The sequence below is a fragment of the Pseudomonas sp. CCC3.1 genome (assembly GCF_034347405.1).
Classification (GTDB): Bacteria; Pseudomonadota; Gammaproteobacteria; order Pseudomonadales; family Pseudomonadaceae; genus Aquipseudomonas.
The window spans coordinates 2,746,230-2,761,886 of sequence record NZ_CP133778.1 but is presented as its reverse complement, the minus strand read 5'-3'; the positions used below and the strand labels follow the sequence as shown (position 1 = coordinate 2,761,886).

The window sequence follows — 15,657 nt, the reverse complement described above, 5'->3', positions numbered from 1 at the left end:
AACATGACTGCTACGTGCGAATTTACCTTGGCTGAACTGTTGATCGTGGCCGCCTGCGAGGCCTGGCGCGATAACGGCGAAGTGGTTGCTTCAGGCCTGGGCGTGATCCCGCGCCTGGGTGCCAGCCTGGCCAAATTGAGCCACAGCCCTGAGCTGTTGATGACCGACAGCGAAGCGTTTTTGGTCGAAGAACCGATTCCGTTGGGCCCGCGCGGCGATTACGTGCCGCGCTATGCCGGTTATTTGTCATTCGAGCGGGTGTTTGAGTGCGTGTGGGGCGGTCGTCGTCACGCCATGATCGGCCCGACCCAGATTGACCGCTGGGGCCAGACCAACCTGTCGTGCATTGGTGATTATCAAAAGCCCAAAGTGGCGATGCTCGGGGTGCGTGGTTTGCCGGGTAACAGCATCAACCACATCAACTCGTTTTTTGTCCCGAACCACAACACCCGAGCGTTTGTTTCGGGCGAAGTGGACATGGTCTCGGGCGTGGGTTTCAAACCTGAGCGCTGGGAAGAGGGCATGCGCCGCGACCTGATGGACATTCGGCTGATCGTCACCGACCTGTGCGTGATGGACTTCGGCGGGCCGGATCGCGCGGTGCAGGTGCGTTCGCTGCACCCCGGCGTGAGCTTCGAAGAAGTGCAAGAAAAAACCGGCTTCCCGTTGCTCAAAGCCGCCGACCTCAAGCAAACCGTAGCCCCGACCCAGGAGCAACTGGCGGTGATCCGTCGCCTTGATCCGCATGATTATCGCGCCACTGCACTCAAGGGCAACCCGCCCGGCATTCGTCAAGCCTGAAGGCAAGGAACTCACATGAGCAGCGACAGCGAATTTGTGCAGCGGGTTGATGCCGCTGTGTATGAGACCGAAGAACCGGTGCTGTACACCGTGGCCGAGGGTATTGCCACCGTGACCATGAACCGGCCCACGGTGAACAACGCGCAGAACTCGCAGATGACCTATGCCCTGGACGACGCGTTGCGTCGCGCGGTGAATGACGATGCGGTCAAAGTCATCGTGCTGTGCGGCAACGGCAAGCACTTCTCGGCCGGGCATGACATTGGCACACCGGGGCGCGACATCAACAAGTCGTTCGACCGAGCGAGTCTGTGGTGGGATCACACCAACAAGCCGGGCGGTGAATACCTGTACGCCCGCGAGCAAGAAGTGTATCTGGGCATGTGTCGGCGTTGGCGCGAACTGCCCAAGCCGACCATTGCCATGGTGCAGGGCGCGTGCATTGCCGGTGGCTTGATGCTGGCCTGGGTCTGCGATTTGATCGTGGCCAGCGACGATGCGTTCTTTCAAGATCCGGTAGTGCGCATGGGCATTCCGGGGGTGGAATACTTTGCCCACCCTTACGAGCTGAACCCGCGAATCGCCAAGGAATTCCTGTTTACCGGCGACCGCATGAACGCCGAGCGGGCGTATCAAATGGGCATGGTCAATCGCCTGTTTGCGCGAGAGGAACTACAAGCCGGCACTTACGCACTGGCAGCGGCCATCGCCAAGCAGCCGCGCATGGGACTGGCGTTGACCAAGCAGGCAATCAATCACGTCGAGGATTTACAGGGCAAACGCAGTGCCATGGACGCGGTATTTGCCTGGCATCACTTTGCCCATAGCCATAACGAGTTGCTGTCCGACGATAAGCTCGGCGGCTACGACGCCAAGGCGATGATCGAGGCCAATAAAACGGCTGCGGGAGAACGCGGATGAGTGGCCATTTGCAAACCGCGCTGACCGATGCGCTGGGCTGCCGCTATCCCATCGTGCAAACCGCGATGGGTTGGGTGGCGGATGCCAATCTGGTGATTGCCAGCACCCGGGCGGGCGCTTTCGGCTTTCTGGCCGGGGCAACCATTGCTGCCGATCAGCTGGAAGCCGAGATTCTGCGGGTGATTGAAGCCACCGGTGGCAGCAACTTCGGGCTCAACTTCCATATGTTCCAGGAGAACGCCGCACAGTGCGTGGACCTGGCCATTGAGTACCGCCTGCGGGCCGTCAGTTATGGACGCGGCCCGGATCGCCAGACCATTGAGCGCTTCAAGAAGGCCGGGGTGCTGTGCATCCCGACCGTGGGCGCGGTCAAGCATGCGATCAAGGCGGTTGAGCTGGGCGCCGACATGATCACCGTGCAGGGCGGTGAGGGCGGTGGTCATACCGGTGGCGTGCCGAGCACGATTCTCTTGCCGCAAGTGCTGGATGCGGTGCAGGTGCCAGTGATAGCCGCTGGTGGTTATTCCACCGGACGCGGCCTGGCCGGGGCGCTGGCCACGGGCGCCGCCGGGATTGCCATGGGAACGCGGTTTCTGATGAGTCGGGAGTCGCCAACGCCGCTCGCCACCTTGAAACACTACGTCAAGGTCAGCGACCCACAGCAAATCCGGGTCACCACAGCGGTGGATGGCATGCGTCACCGCATGATCGAAAACCCCTTTATCAATCGCCTGGAAAAGGCCAGCGCCTTTGGGCGTCTGCGCATTGCCCTGGGCAGCGCCTGGCACTGGAAGCAGCACACCGGAATGAGCCTTGGGCATATGCTCAGCGTGTTTGCGCAATCGGTGAAGGAAGACCCCGGCGCCTTGTCACAAACCGTGATGGCGGCCAATCAGCCGGTGCTGTTGCAGCGCTCGATGGTCGATGGCGTCCCCGATGAAGGCATCTTGCCCAGCGGCCAAGTGGCAGCGGCCATTGGTGAGATCAAGAGCTGCCAGCAGTTGATCGATGAGATCGTGCAAGAGGCCGAGCGCTGTTTGCTTGCAGTGAGTGCACGCTACGGCGCCACGCGCTGCCAGACCGAGCCGGCAGCGAGCCTGTGAAAATGCTTTAAATGTTGTAACCACTCTTATCTGGATACAAAACGTGTCCTGTTAAATCCGTTGGCATGAAGCCTGGTCACTACACTTTTTAATCATTGTGCAGTTCAGGACACCACTTCATGCCTGCGTCATTACATCGCCACACGCCATCACTGATAGCACTCGATCCGCGCGGATCAACCGTGCGCAGTGTGGCTTATCACCGTCAATCCGCGCAGGACGTGCCCCAGGCCCGTATCAGTCGCCAGGTATTCGGCAGCCGCGGCGTGCTCCAGGAACACTGGGACCCGCGTTTGAGTGCATTGTACGAAACCGATGCGCGTGTGCGTCCCAATCAGCGCCTGCATTATTCGCTGTCGGGGCAATTGTTGTTGAGCGACAACATCGACCAAGGGCGTCGCCTGACGTGGTTGGGCGCTGCCGGGCAGGTCATCAACAGTTGGGATGCACGAGGGGCTTGCCAATCGTTTGAGTACGATCAATTACTGCGCGTCACCCGGATCTTTGAGCAAGCCAGCGATGACCCTGGCCGAACCCGGGTCGAGCAGTTGACCTACGCGGCAGCCTCGTCGCATGACGCTGCACGCAATGGTTGCGGTCGGCTGATCAACCATGAGGATCCGGCGGGCAACCTGTTGTTCGGCGCCTACGACGTACTCGGGCAACTCTCGAGTCAGACCCGGCGATTCAGCGACGAGGCATCAACCCATGCAGGGCACACCACCACATGGCGCTATCAGGCGCTGGGGCAGCTCACTGAGCAGACCGATGCTCAGGGCAACATTCAGCATTGGCGCTACGCACTGGACGGCTTGTTAGCGAGTGCCGGTGTCACGCTCAAAGGCCGCGCTTTCCAGGCATTGATCCAGCAGCGGGTGTACAGCGCCTCTGGCCAGGTGCAAAGCGAGCGGGCGGGCAATGGCGTGGTCAGCGAGCTTGAGTACAGCCCGTGGAATGAGCGCCTGCAACGTTTGCGCAGCCTTCGTTCAGGCAGCGCTGACGACGCCTTGCAAGACCTGACCTACACCTATGACCGGGTGGGCAATGTCGTGAGTATTCGTGATGCGGCGCAGCCTGTGCAGTGGCATGCCAACGCGCAGACCGAGGCGCGCGCTACCTATCGCTATGACAGCCTCTCCCAACTGATCGAAGCCACGGGCCGTGAAAGTGCGCAGCCATCGAGCGGACCGGGGTTGCCGCAGCCGCTGTTATTCGGCTCAACCCAGCCGCACCTGAGCCGTCAGTACCGCCAGCGCTATAGCTACGATGCGGCGGGCAACTTGCTGTCGCTGCAACACATGCCCGTCAATGCGACGGGGTATACCCGGCACATGACGGTGGCGCATCAGAGCAATCACAGCCTGCAACAGACCACCGAGCCAGAGTCTGGCCGTGGATTTGATCAAAACGGTAATCAGCAGGCTCTGGAACCGGGTCAGGCGCTGGTCTGGAACGCGCGTAATCAGTTGCAGCGTGTCACTCAAGTGGTGCGCCCGGATGGCATCAACGATGACGAAACGTATTGCTATGACAGCAACGGGCAGCGGGCCTTGAAAATCCGCCGCAGCAGCGCGAAAAGTCAGACTCATCACAGCGAAGTGCGCTACCTGCCTGGCCTAGAAGTCCGTCGAAACAGCGCCACCGGTGAGTGGCTCAATTGTGTGACGGTGGCCGGTGAACTGAACAGCGTGCGGATCTTGCAGTGGATACAAGGGCGCCCCGACTCGATTGATGACGCCCAGATTCGCTACAGTCTGGCGGACCATTTGGGCAGCAGCACCCTGGAACTGGATGCCAGCGCGCGGGTACTCAGCCAGGAAAGCTATTACCCCTATGGCGGCACCGCGTGGTGGGCGATGAAAAGCGCAATTGAAGCGGCCTATAAGGCCGTGCGTTATTCGGGCAAGGAACGCGATGCCAGCGGTCTGTATTACTACGGCTACCGCTACTACGCGCCTTGGTTATGCCGCTGGATCAGTGCCGACCCGGCAGGGGACATAGACGGTTTGAATCTGTACGCCATGGCGCACGGCAACCCGGTCAGCCAGGCTGACAGTCAAGGGCTGGCGGCGCCCGACAAGGTGTCACGGGTGGGCTGGTTCAGTGTTTTGCGCAATAGCCTGGGGCTGATGATCAACCGTGTCCGCCCTGTGTTTCAAGCGGCCAGTTCGGCAGGTATTCGCGATGCATTGAGCACCTATGCGAGCAATGCCGCTGGGGCGGCGGTTGACTACTTTCTGTTTGAAGGCCGCCAGCCGACCCGGGCATTGAACAATGCATTGCGCAACACCGTGGCAGTTCTTGATGCAGCCGTCGTGCTGTACATGAGCAGCGGTTTTGCGGGCAATTGGACGCGTTTGAGCCCGCTGGTTGGATTAGCCGCGATGTCAGCGGCGGAGCAAGGCTTTGCCGTACGTGCAGGCAGTGAAGCCGGTGATAGTGAGCAACAGTGGGACCCCGTGGCGCGAATGCGTTTATTCGGACATGTGCGAGCGTTCACCCGCGAGATTGCGCAGCAGGTAGTGCGCGGTCTGGGGACCAGTATCACGTGGGGGCAAACGCCTTTGGGCAACAGGCTTCCAAGGACACTGCTGGCGGCAGGAGCCTATAGCCTGGCGACCGTCCCGAACGCGATGTTTGAGCGCTCAATACCGGGGCCGCTGGCACCTAATGTTGGCCCGCTCATCGAAGCGTTTGATGCTGGCGCGGCGACGCTGATTCGTGCTGGGCACTCGGGGGCGGTGCATGAGCCGCACGTTGACGCGGTGCAACTGCCTCAGATTTCGAACACCGTGCATGGCGGGCTGAGTCGAATGTTCAATCAGGTGTGGGGATACTGGGCCGGTGTCGGCATTGAGTCGGTCGCAGCGCTCGTCACCGGCTCACCCAGTGCCGCCCAAAGCTCCCGGGCGAGGCTATGGGTCGGCGTGGCGCGGGGCGTCGCATCGGCATTGACCGAACTGCGTGGGCTGGTGGTACTGACGGTCAGACGTGGCCTTGTGAGTCTGCGCCGGGCGTGGACCTGGAACAGAACATAAGCGCTAAAACAGCCCCCTGAGTTGCCGGTGTACGGCCACTCAGGGGGGCGTCAGCGAGTGCGTCGTGCTGAGGGCTGGCGCAGTAATCAGGACAAAAAACCGCCATCCACATTCAGCGACACGCCAGTGGTGTAGCTGGAAGCATCGCTGGCCAAGTACAGCACCGCACCGGCCATTTCACTGGGCGCAGCCACGCGTTTAAGCGGAATCTGTTGCAGTGCGCCTTTGAGGATCGCGTCGTTCTTGACCAGCGCCGAGGCGAATTGGGTGTCGGTCAAGCCTGGTAGCAAGGCGTTGCAGCGAATGCCAAAAGGCGCGCACTCCTTGGCAAAGACTTTGGTCATGTTGATCACAGCGGCCTTGGTCATCGAGTACACGCCCTGGAACACCCCGGGCGAGACGCCGTTGATCGAGGCCACGTTGATGATGCTGCCGCCGCCGTGTTCTCGCATCAGCTTGCCGGCTTCGACCGACATGAAGAAATAACCACGAATATTCACATCAACGGTTTTCTGGAAAGCGCCGAGATCGGTGTCGAGCACGTTGCAGAACTGCGGGTTGGTCGCTGCGTTGTTCACCAGAATATCGAGGTGGCCGAACGTTTCACGAATACGGGCGAAGGCTTGAGTGATTTGCGCCATCTCGCCAATGTGGCAAGCCATGGCGGTGGCTTTGCCACCCTGCGCGATGATTGCGTCAGCAACTTGCTGGCAGCCTTCCAGCTTGCGGCTCGACACAATCACGTGGGCGCCTTGCTGGGCCAGCAGTTTGGCGATGGCCTCACCAATGCCGCGACTGGCACCGGAAACAAAGGCAATTTTGCCGTCAAGGTCGAACAGTTGGGTCTTGGACATGCTGATTCCTTGTTTATCGCGGGCTTAGAGGCTGGACTGGCGGATGACCTTGAGGCTCATCTGTTCAAGCAGCGCGTTCATGTGGACGAACGGTGCAAAACGTTTGTCCTGAGTCTGGCCGTGGTAGTAACGGTAGTAAATTTGCTGAACGATACCCGCCAGGCGGAACAATCCATAGGTGTAGTAGAAGTCGACATTATCGATCTCAATACCTGAACGTTTGGCGTAGTAATCAACAAATTCGCGGCGCGTGAGCATGCCGGGGGCATTGCTGGGTTGGCGCCGCATCAGTTGGACCGGTGCCGGGTCATCCGCTTCAATCCAGTAGGCGAGGGTATTGCCCAAATCCATCAGCGGATCGCCAAGGGTGGTCAGTTCCCAGTCCAGCACGCCGATGATCTGCATCGGGTTGTGCGGATCAAGAATCACGTTATCAAAGCGATAGTCGTTGTGAACAATGGCAGGTGTCGGGTGGTCGTCGGGCATTTTGGCATTAAGCCATTGCATGACCTCTTCCCAGCGCGGTGCGTCCGGGGTCAGGGCTTTTTCATAGCGCTCGCTCCAGCCCGAAATCTGGCGTTGCACATAACCTTCGGGCTTGCCCAGATCACCCAGCCCGCAAGCGTTGTAATCCACCTGATGCAACTCCACCAAGGTGTCGATAAAGCGCTGGCACACACTGCGGGTGTCATCAGTGCTTAATGCAAGTTCGGACGGCAGGTCAGAGCGCAGAATGATGCCCTTGAGCCGTTCCATCACATAGAACTCGGAGCCGATCAGTTGGCTGTCGGTGCAATGTGCGTAGGCTTTGGGGCAGTACGGGAAGGCATCCTTGAGTTGGTTGAGAATACGGAACTCGCGGCCCATGTCGTGCGCCGATTTGGCTTTCTGACCGAATGGCGGGCGGCGCAACACCAACTCAACGCCAGGGTATTCGATCAGATACGTCAGGTTCGAGGCGCCACCGGGAAATTGGCTGATTGCGGGCTGCCCCAACAGCCCCGGAATATGAGCCTTGAGGTAGGGATCAATCTGGCTGACGTCGAGTTCTTCGCCGGAACGGATGCGGGTAGATGAGTCGGTAAGCGTCATGTTTATCTCTTCTGCTTATTTTCGTGACCTGAAAACATTCGCTAATCTAATGCGCGGGCAAGGCAAGTGCAGCCTTAATAGGTGTGGGTGTTAGTGAATAATCAGTGGCTTTAATAGCCCGTGAGTGAAGCACAAGGCAAAAAAAACCGAAGCGCGATGGCTTCGGTTTTTTTGGGTGTTACGTGTGGCTTACGAAGGGAACAGCTCGCTCAGCTTCATGGCCAGCATCATGTCGCCTTCAGCGCGCAGTTTGCCGCCCATGAACGCTTGCATGCCATCGGTCTCGCCGCTGACGATGCCTTCCAGGGTTTCGCCGTCCATCACCAGGGTCACTTGAGCGTCCGGGTTCTCGCCTTCCAGCAGTTCGCAGGTACTGTCTTTAACAACGAGAGAGAAATTCTTGGTGTCATCAATGCGAAAACCGAATACCAGGTCCAGGCCGGCAGCAGCGGCCGGGTTGAATTTGGCTTTCATTGCTTGAACAGCATCAGCTACAGAAGTCATGGTTCGATCCTTTCAGGGTGGGTTACGGCGACCCGCAGGTCACGGTTGCCAGCGCTCATCGGTAAGTGATCAGCGACGGCGTCTTTAACAGTTGTAAATGCACATGACTGTTAAAGGAAGCCAGGGTGACCTCGCGGCCACGAAATTTGAGTTGGCTGAGCGAGGTATTAACAATTTGCCAGGTCAGCTTGAAGGCTTCGCTGGCAGGAATTTGGGTCAGCAGGTGGAGCAGGGCAGTGATGCTGCCGCCGGAAGTGAACACGGCAATGTTCTGTTGATGCCTGGCCAGGTCGAGGACACGGTTCAGGCCACCTTGCACACGCTCGACAAAGGCCAGCCAGCTTTCGATCTGTGGGGTGTCGTAAGTGCCGCTGAGCCAGCGCGCAACAATCAGATCAAAGATGCGCTGAAATTCTTCAGGCTGTTCAGCGGCATTTTTCAGCGTGTGCAGGGCGTGCGGCTCTTGCGCCAGGATGCCTGGCAGCAAAGCCTCCAGAACGCCGAAGGCATCGAACTCATTGAAGGCCGGGTCAATTTCCAGTGCTGGCGCGCTTAAACCCGCGGCACTGAATTGGGCGAGGGCATGCTGAGCGGTGTCTTGCTGACGGCGTAAATCACCCGACAGACAGCGATCGAAGCGCACGCCCAGGTCAACCAGATGCTGACCCGTGATTTGCGCCTGACGCACACCCAGAGGCGACAGAACGTCGTAGTCGTCTGCACCGAATGAGGCTTGTCCATGTCGAATCAAGTAAATGAAGCCCACGTCCGCTTCCCGGCACGTTGAAAGTCTGGCGAGGTTAGGAGGATGCCGGGAGCCTGTCAATAAAAAAACATACGCTTGTTTGAATTGTCTGCAAGCACCGTCAACAAGGTGTTTCACGGCTGGCAGCCCCTCAATCACGCCGGTATGCTGGGCAGCAATACGCGGTCCTGTCCCGAGGGCTGCATGCGTTTGTAAGGAGAGGCTGTGGAATTTCTTGCCGAGTACGCCAGTTTTTTGGCTAAAACCGTGACCTTGGTGGTCGCCATTCTGGTGGTTCTGGTAGCGCTCGCTGCGTTGCGCGGTAAAGGGCGTCGTCGCTCTGCCGGGCAGTTGCAAGTCAGCAAGATGAACGATTTCTATAAAGGTCTGCGTGACAAGCTTGAGCAATCATTGCTGTCCAAAGATCAGCTCAAGTCGTTGCGCAAGCAGCAGGCCAAGACGGATAAAAAGCTGAAAAAACAACCTGAAGAAAAACCTCGGGTGTTTGTGCTGGATTTTGACGGTGATATCAAGGCCTCGGCTACCGAAAGCTTGCGCCACGAAATTACCGCGTTGCTGACGCTGGCCACCCCGGCTGACGAAGTGGTGTTACGGCTAGAGAGTGGCGGGGGCATGGTGCACAGTTACGGCTTGGCTTCATCGCAATTGGCGCGCATCCGTCAGGCCGGCATTCCGCTGACCATTTGCATCGACAAAGTGGCTGCTAGCGGCGGCTACATGATGGCGTGCATCGGGCAGAAAATTATCAGCTCACCCTTCGCCATTTTGGGCTCGATCGGGGTGGTGGCACAGTTGCCCAACGTCAACCGCTTGCTCAAAAAACACGATATCGATTACGAAGTACTGACCGCCGGTGAATACAAGCGCACGCTGACCGTGTTTGGCGAAAACACTGAAAAAGGCCGTGAGAAGTTTCAGCAGGATCTGGACATCACCCATCAATTGTTCAAGAACTTTGTAGCGCAATACCGGCCGCAACTGGCGATTGATGATGTCGCCACCGGGGAAGTCTGGTTGGGCGTGGCGGCGGTTGAAAAACAATTGGTTGATGAGCTGAAAACCAGCGATGAATACCTGTCTGAGCGTGCGAAAGACACTCATCTTTATCACTTGCACTATGCGCAGCGTAAAAGTCTGCAAGAGCGTGTAGGGCTGGCAGCGAGCGTGTCGGCTGAGCACGTGGTTGATTCGGTATGGCGTCGTCTGACACAGCGCATTTTCTGATGAACCCAGCCTCTGGCGCGATAGCTGTCGTTCGCCAGAGGCCTTCAAGTTGATGTTTTATCGATCTGTTCTTAGTGCGGTATTTGTTTGTTTTTTAATGGCCTATATCTGTTGTTTGAGTAGGTTTTATCATCGGTTAATTGACTGAATCAATCTGAGTTATACGTATAAGCTAAGGCTTCGACGATTAATTCAAGGTTGATATATGAACTCTCCAGCAGGGTCGCCCGCAACGGGCGCAAGTACATCTTCCATAGAGGAAGCTGAAGAACTGGCCAATACCGTAGTAGTCAATCAGCATGAATTGCTGATTCCAGAATTATTGCCCTCATGGTTTAAAGAGGCACCTTCGTTTGTTCGTGAAGCACTGCGTGAAAGTATCAGACAGGGACACGTGACGCAGCAGGCTGTCGCGCAAGTGCTGGCGCAAGTAAAGTCAGTGGAGCAGTTTGCTGAGCCCTTGCTGAAAGCCGCATTGGCTGCACAAGGGTGGTGGGATATAAACCCTCGTACTCACGGCATTAAAGAAGTCCACTTGTTAAATAATCTGCTGATCTTTTTGAGCCAGCAACAGTTCAAATTGGCTGACACCCTGATCCAACTTTTGCTTCCCGACTTATTGGTACCCCAAAGTCTGGAAATCAATATTGTATCGAGCATTACTCATCAAAGCCTGCTTCAGGCCGCCATGCAAAACTTTGAGGCTGATCTGACTAAAGCAGATGGCTTTGCTCCCGGCACGCAGATTTATCAAGTGGAGGGCAGCTCTGCACGCGTGTCGGCAGCCTTTAAGCCAGAAGCTTTTGCCGCGATTTGCCGCAACCTGGATTTGGGACAACAGTACCAGACACACCTGAGTCAGATATTTGATCCCCCGGATGACCCATGGCCAACGGATGATCCCAGGTCTACACGCTATAAACTGAACACACTCTTCAGTCTGAATATGCAGCATGCGTTTTCGTCGGCGTTGCACCTTACGTATATGAAGGGGCATATAAGTCCGACGCACTATATGTTTATGGTTGACTTACTGTCTCTTTCGAAAGCTTCCGCTGCGCAAGCGCCCCCCAGGCATAGCACTTTAAAAATAATGGGCTTTGAAGTACCCGGCATTGTTCTGATGTGGCCGGATCAAAAAACCGTCGGACAGACACAACGCTGCCTGCTGTATTTGCCTCAGGCACCTGACCAGTCATTTCACTTGTTTCAAACGTTCAATGCCTTCAAGGAACAGTTACGAGAGTGGCTGAAGGAACCCGAATTCTCTCGTTATTTTGCAACGCTTCTGCCTTTGCGCCATCGTGCCGAATTCATGCGCAGAATTGACACTAAAAACGTAACGCTGGATTCACTGTTGATTCGACGTCCGCCGATTATCAATGAACCAGCGTTGTTTTTAGAAACCCAACACATTCCTCAGTCACAGCCACTGTTTGAAGTCGCCTGGCGGTTGACACTTGAGCAGATAAAAGATGATGCACGGGTATTAATTGTTCCCACGGGCGATGAAGACACTAAAAGCCGTGTGACGCGTTTGGCGTCCTATTTAAATTGGGGTGTCAGTTTGTTCGGTATCGCTCTGGGTTTTGTACCCATACTGGGGGACGTGTTATTGGCGGTCAGTGTGGTCCAACTGGGAAGCGAAGTGTACGAGGGCATAAAAGCATGGCGGCGGGGTGATCGCGTTCAGGCACTTGAATACATGTTTGATATCGCCCAGAACCTGACCTTGATCGCGGGGACGGCAGGTGCGGCCAAAGCGTTGAGGCCTTCACCGGTTGTGGATGAGTTGATGCCAGTGACTACCGTGCAAGGGCAAAAGCGCTTATGGGTGCCGGACTTGAGGCCCTATGAAATCAACGCATCACTTGCCAGCCTCAAGCCCGATGCTCAAGGGGTGTATACCTTCAGAGAGCGGTCATTCATCAAGCTGGAGGGCAAGATTTTTAGCATCAAGACCGATCCTGTCAGTGGGCAGGGCTATATCCAGCATCCTACTGACCCGCTGGCCTATACCCCAAAGTTGCAACATAACAGCCACGGCGCCTGGACCCACGAACTTGAAAAGCCTCAACTGTGGCGCCGCGAGCAATTGTTCCGGCGTTTGGGGCCTGATGCCGAGTTCCTCTCCGGCAACGCCATGGACGCTGTCTTGCAGGTGTCAAACACGACGGATGATGGGTTGCGCGCATTGTTCATGGATAACTTACCGCGGCCTCCGGCACTTGCGGACAGCATAAAGCGTGCAAACCTGTGCGAGCGGGTCGAGCGTTTTACTCTGCAGATGAAGCAAGGCATGAATAACGTGGCTGATAACGCAGACTTGCAACTGGCGCTTTTGACGGAGTTGCCAGGGTGGCCAGCCAATCAAGTGTTGCGTGTTTTGGATGTAAAAGGAGGAGTAGTTAAAGAATATGGCCGCGACCTTGCTCCCATACATCCACGGATGCAGATTACCGAGGTGCAGATCGAGAACGGGGATTTGCTCAAGACCACACTGGAATGCCTCTCTTCAGGTCAAAGAGCGGTATTGCTCGGAGAGGATTTAGTGGCGGCCGACCAACAGATTCAACGTCTGGCACGCAAACTTGGGGACCATGCCGAATCGGTCAAACAATCGCTGGTGACCCGCTTGTACAACGCCAGCGAGCCAGTCCCCCCCGAACTGAACACGCTCAACAGTCAGTTTTCCGGATTGCCGGTGACTGTCATGACGGAATTGATGAGTCATTTGACCCCCAATGAATTACTCGCTTTTAAAACAACCGATCGCCTGCCGCTGCATGTTTTGGAAGAGGCGCGAAGCTTTGTTCAGACCGTACGTTTGAATCGCGCGCTGGAAGGGCTTTATTTTGAAGGTTTAAGTAATGCGGATACTCAAACACTGGCATGGGAAACCGTGTCTCGTCTGCCTGGCTGGCCAGAGAACTTGAGTCTTGTCTTGCGTGACAAAACCACTGGCCAGGATTTGCAACGATTGGGTAATGCATCCGCCACAAACAGGATGGAAATATTCAAAAACGCCGACAACTACGAATTTTTCAGCACGGTCTCTGAAGACCTATACAGCAGCCCCCAACTCTTGAAATGCGTGGTGAAAGCGCTTACGCCGTCAGCGCGGACAGCCATGGGCCTGCCTGAGGCTAACGCCGAGCAGGCGCTTGCTCTCAAAGTTGCCAGCCTGGCCGCACACGAGCGCACCAACAGCGCTCAAAAGCTCGGGTTGCAGACGATCAAGCCCTGGTTGAAATCACCCATGCGTCTGGCTGATGGTCGTATTGGTTACACCTTGGGCGGACGTTCGGGGCATTTGCGCGATGAAAACAAATCACTGTTACTCAAAAACCTTGTGCTAGAGCTTTACCCCTTGATGACTGAGGTTCAGGCGGGGCAGTTTCTGTACCACTTGCGGCTCAGCCCGGCCTTGGCAACCCGAGCACTGGTAGCCCTTAAGGCGCAATTGCAGACACTGCGCTCTGACTTGGCGCAGTGGGAGGCTAACCCTGTTTGGAGCCAGCCCCGAACAGGGCCGCAGGTGCTGTTGTCCGCCGCTGAGAAGCGCGCAATCAGCCAGCGACTGATACTCGCCTGGAGACGGCAAACCCCGAGTATCAACATCGGTGACCACACAGGCTACGTATTGGATCTCAATAGCTGGTCTGTCGATAACTTGCCTGTGCTGTCTGCTGACTTCAGTCACATCAGCGCGCTGCGCCTGACTGACTCGCCGAGTGGTCAACTGCCTTTTCATTTTCTGCAACGGTTTCCCAATTTACGGGTGCTATCGCTCGAAAATAATCATTTGCCCGAATTGCCAGCCTCGTTAGCCTCCTTATCAAACCTCACAGATTTGAACCTGCAAGGTAATCAAGTGGTGCTGACGTCTGGCGCTGTAGAGCTGTTGTCAGGCTTGAGGAAGCTCAAGTCGCTGAACCTCACGGGTAATCCATTGGCGCGGCGAATTTCAGTGAGACAACTGCCGGATCTGGAGTACTTGCGACTGCGGCATACCCAGATCAGTGAGTGGCCAGAAGGAGTGGAAACCCTTACCCACTTACACACGCTTGATTTACGCGATAACGCAATTATTCATATACCCAGCGAAATATTGACGGCGGAAAGAGCGGCAATCAATCGCGTAACAAACCTGCATGACAACCCGTTGAATGCCGATTCGATTCGCCGTCTTGATATTTATCGGCGTGAACAGGGCATCAATTTAGGGGTTGAAGTGCAGCACATGCATGCGAGGTCGGCCAGGGGCATATTGCACTGGGCTCGCGAACCGACACTGGTGCAAACGCGTGTCTGGAATGATTTATCGAGCCTGAGGCAATCAAGATCGTTTTTCCGGGTGCTTGAGGATATGAGTGAGTCTGAACAGTTTTTCCGAACCCAGGACGATCTGACCGAGCGTGTCTGGGCCATGCTCACTGCCATCCATGAAAACAGCGAATTACGGCGCCTTACATTCGACATTGCAGCCAACCCGCGAACCTGCCGGGATGGGAGCGCGATGACGTTCGCCAGCCTGGAGTTGCAAGGGCACGTCTCCACCGCACTGCGCAAGCCCGTGACAGAAGAGGAACTCTTGAAGCTGTCGCGCGGGCTGTACCGACTGGAGTTGCTCGACAAACATGTCACTGAGGTGGTCAGTACCCGTCATGCCGCAATTATTGCTGAGCAACAAGCGCATATCGGGCAATTGCAGACGCTGATTGATGCCGTGAGCCCCGACTATGCGCCCAGCCCTTTGGTCGAGATGAGTCCTGAAGAGCAGCAGGGGGTCGCGTATCGATTGGGTACACCCGAGGCACTGAGGTTGGCGCCGTTATTGAGCCCGGAAGCCTTGCGTCGCCAGCTTGCCCGGCACGATCCGCTGGAGGTTCAAATGTACTACCACATCGAGCTGGCCAATCGTCTGGACTTGCCTGCGCGGCCAACCAGTATGCGTTTTGCGCAAATCGCCCAAGTAACGCCGGGAGAGGTAGAAGTCGCACGTGAATTTGTCATCAACCAAGAAACAGCTTCGGCTTTGAGCGCTTCAATAGAAACGAGAGATTTCTGGATCGCTTTTTTGGAGAAAAAATATTCGGAGGCGTTCAGGGTGTCAGATGAACCCTACCAGATGCGTCTGGATGTTCTGTTTTCAGGACGGGAAAGCGAATCCAGCGGCAACTATCTTGCAAGCCTGGAAGCGATTAAAGAGGAACGGAATCTGGCCCGCAAGGCACTGGTTGCCAGACTGACCGCCCAAGAACTGCAAGAACACCCATTGTCGGGGCCTTTAGCTTCGCCTGAGTCTCACGTTTAGAACTGATTGAAAGGTTCTGGATCAGATGACCCAGAAC

10 protein-coding genes are annotated in these 15,657 nt (G+C 56.4%); 6 read left to right on the top strand and 4 right to left on the bottom strand.

Annotated features, from left to right (window positions below; translation table 11 throughout):
• Nucleotides 1-3: 3 nt before the first annotated feature.
• From RHM56_RS12330 to RHM56_RS12315, 4 genes are all read left to right on the top strand, one after another.
• The gene (locus tag RHM56_RS12330; RefSeq protein ID WP_322241506.1) at nt 4-801 is read left to right on the top strand and encodes a ketoacid CoA transferase; all 798 of its coding nucleotides are present in this window, start codon (nt 4-6) and stop codon (nt 799-801) included.
• 15 nt (nt 802-816) lie between these two features.
• Nucleotides 817-1,722: an enoyl-CoA hydratase gene (locus RHM56_RS12325; protein ID WP_322241504.1), complete on the top strand. Its 906-nt coding sequence runs from the start codon at nt 817-819 to the stop codon at nt 1,720-1,722.
• On the top strand, nt 1,719-2,825 hold the full coding sequence (locus RHM56_RS12320) for a nitronate monooxygenase (RefSeq protein ID WP_322241503.1): 1,107 nt from the start codon (nt 1,719-1,721) through the stop codon (nt 2,823-2,825). Before RHM56_RS12325 ends, RHM56_RS12320 begins: the two co-directional genes overlap by 4 nt.
• Nucleotides 2,826-2,944: 119 nt before the next feature.
• On the top strand, nt 2,945-5,863 hold the full coding sequence (locus RHM56_RS12315) for an RHS repeat-associated core domain-containing protein (RefSeq protein WP_322241502.1): 2,919 nt from the start codon (nt 2,945-2,947) through the stop codon (nt 5,861-5,863).
• Nucleotides 5,864-5,949: 86 nt separating this feature from the next.
• Here RHM56_RS12315 and RHM56_RS12310 read toward each other — a convergent pair whose 3' ends face one another.
• The 4 genes from RHM56_RS12310 to RHM56_RS12295 form a co-directional block, all read right to left on the bottom strand.
• Nucleotides 5,950-6,717, bottom strand: a complete 768-nt coding sequence (locus RHM56_RS12310) for an SDR family oxidoreductase (RefSeq protein WP_322241501.1) — start codon at nt 6,715-6,717, stop codon at nt 5,950-5,952.
• Between the two features lie 24 nt (nt 6,718-6,741).
• Nucleotides 6,742-7,809: a phosphotransferase family protein gene (locus RHM56_RS12305; protein WP_322241500.1), complete on the bottom strand. Its 1,068-nt coding sequence runs from the start codon at nt 7,807-7,809 to the stop codon at nt 6,742-6,744.
• Between the two features lie 189 nt (nt 7,810-7,998).
• On the bottom strand, nt 7,999-8,313 hold the full coding sequence (locus RHM56_RS12300; RefSeq protein WP_019409572.1) for an SCP2 sterol-binding domain-containing protein: 315 nt from the start codon (nt 8,311-8,313) through the stop codon (nt 7,999-8,001).
• 55 nt (nt 8,314-8,368) lie between these two features.
• Nucleotides 8,369-9,079 (bottom strand): histidine phosphatase family protein, encoded by a 711-nt coding sequence (locus RHM56_RS12295; protein ID WP_322241499.1) that lies wholly within the window; start codon nt 9,077-9,079, stop codon nt 8,369-8,371.
• A gap of 204 nt (nt 9,080-9,283) precedes the next feature.
• Here RHM56_RS12295 and sohB point away from each other — a divergent pair, with 204 nt between their 5' ends.
• Both sohB and RHM56_RS12285 read left to right on the top strand, forming a co-directional pair.
• A complete protein-coding gene (gene sohB / locus RHM56_RS12290) occupies nt 9,284-10,303 on the top strand; it encodes a protease SohB (RefSeq protein ID WP_322241498.1) in 1,020 nt (339 codons plus the stop codon).
• Between the two features lie 205 nt (nt 10,304-10,508).
• Nucleotides 10,509-15,620, top strand: coding sequence for a dermonecrotic toxin domain-containing protein (locus RHM56_RS12285; protein WP_322241496.1), 5,112 nt, complete (start codon nt 10,509-10,511; stop codon nt 15,618-15,620).
• Nucleotides 15,621-15,657 lie beyond the last annotated feature (37 nt).

Excerpts from the sequence above, each read along its gene's own strand:
- RHM56_RS12330 (WP_322241506.1), top strand. The coding sequence starts at position 4 with ATGACTGCTACGTGCGAATTTACCTTGGCTGAACTGTTGATCGTGGCC.
- RHM56_RS12325 (WP_322241504.1), top strand. The coding sequence starts at position 817 with ATGAGCAGCGACAGCGAATTTGTGCAGCGGGTTGATGCCGCTGTGTAT.
- RHM56_RS12320 (WP_322241503.1), top strand. The coding sequence starts at position 1,719 with ATGAGTGGCCATTTGCAAACCGCGCTGACCGATGCGCTGGGCTGCCGC.
- RHM56_RS12315 (WP_322241502.1), top strand. The coding sequence starts at position 2,945 with ATGCCTGCGTCATTACATCGCCACACGCCATCACTGATAGCACTCGAT.
- RHM56_RS12310 (WP_322241501.1), bottom strand. The coding sequence starts at position 6,717 with ATGTCCAAGACCCAACTGTTCGACCTTGACGGCAAAATTGCCTTTGTT.
- RHM56_RS12305 (WP_322241500.1), bottom strand. The coding sequence starts at position 7,809 with ATGACGCTTACCGACTCATCTACCCGCATCCGTTCCGGCGAAGAACTC.
- RHM56_RS12300 (WP_019409572.1), bottom strand. The coding sequence starts at position 8,313 with ATGACTTCTGTAGCTGATGCTGTTCAAGCAATGAAAGCCAAATTCAAC.
- RHM56_RS12285 (WP_322241496.1), top strand. The coding sequence starts at position 10,509 with ATGAACTCTCCAGCAGGGTCGCCCGCAACGGGCGCAAGTACATCTTCC.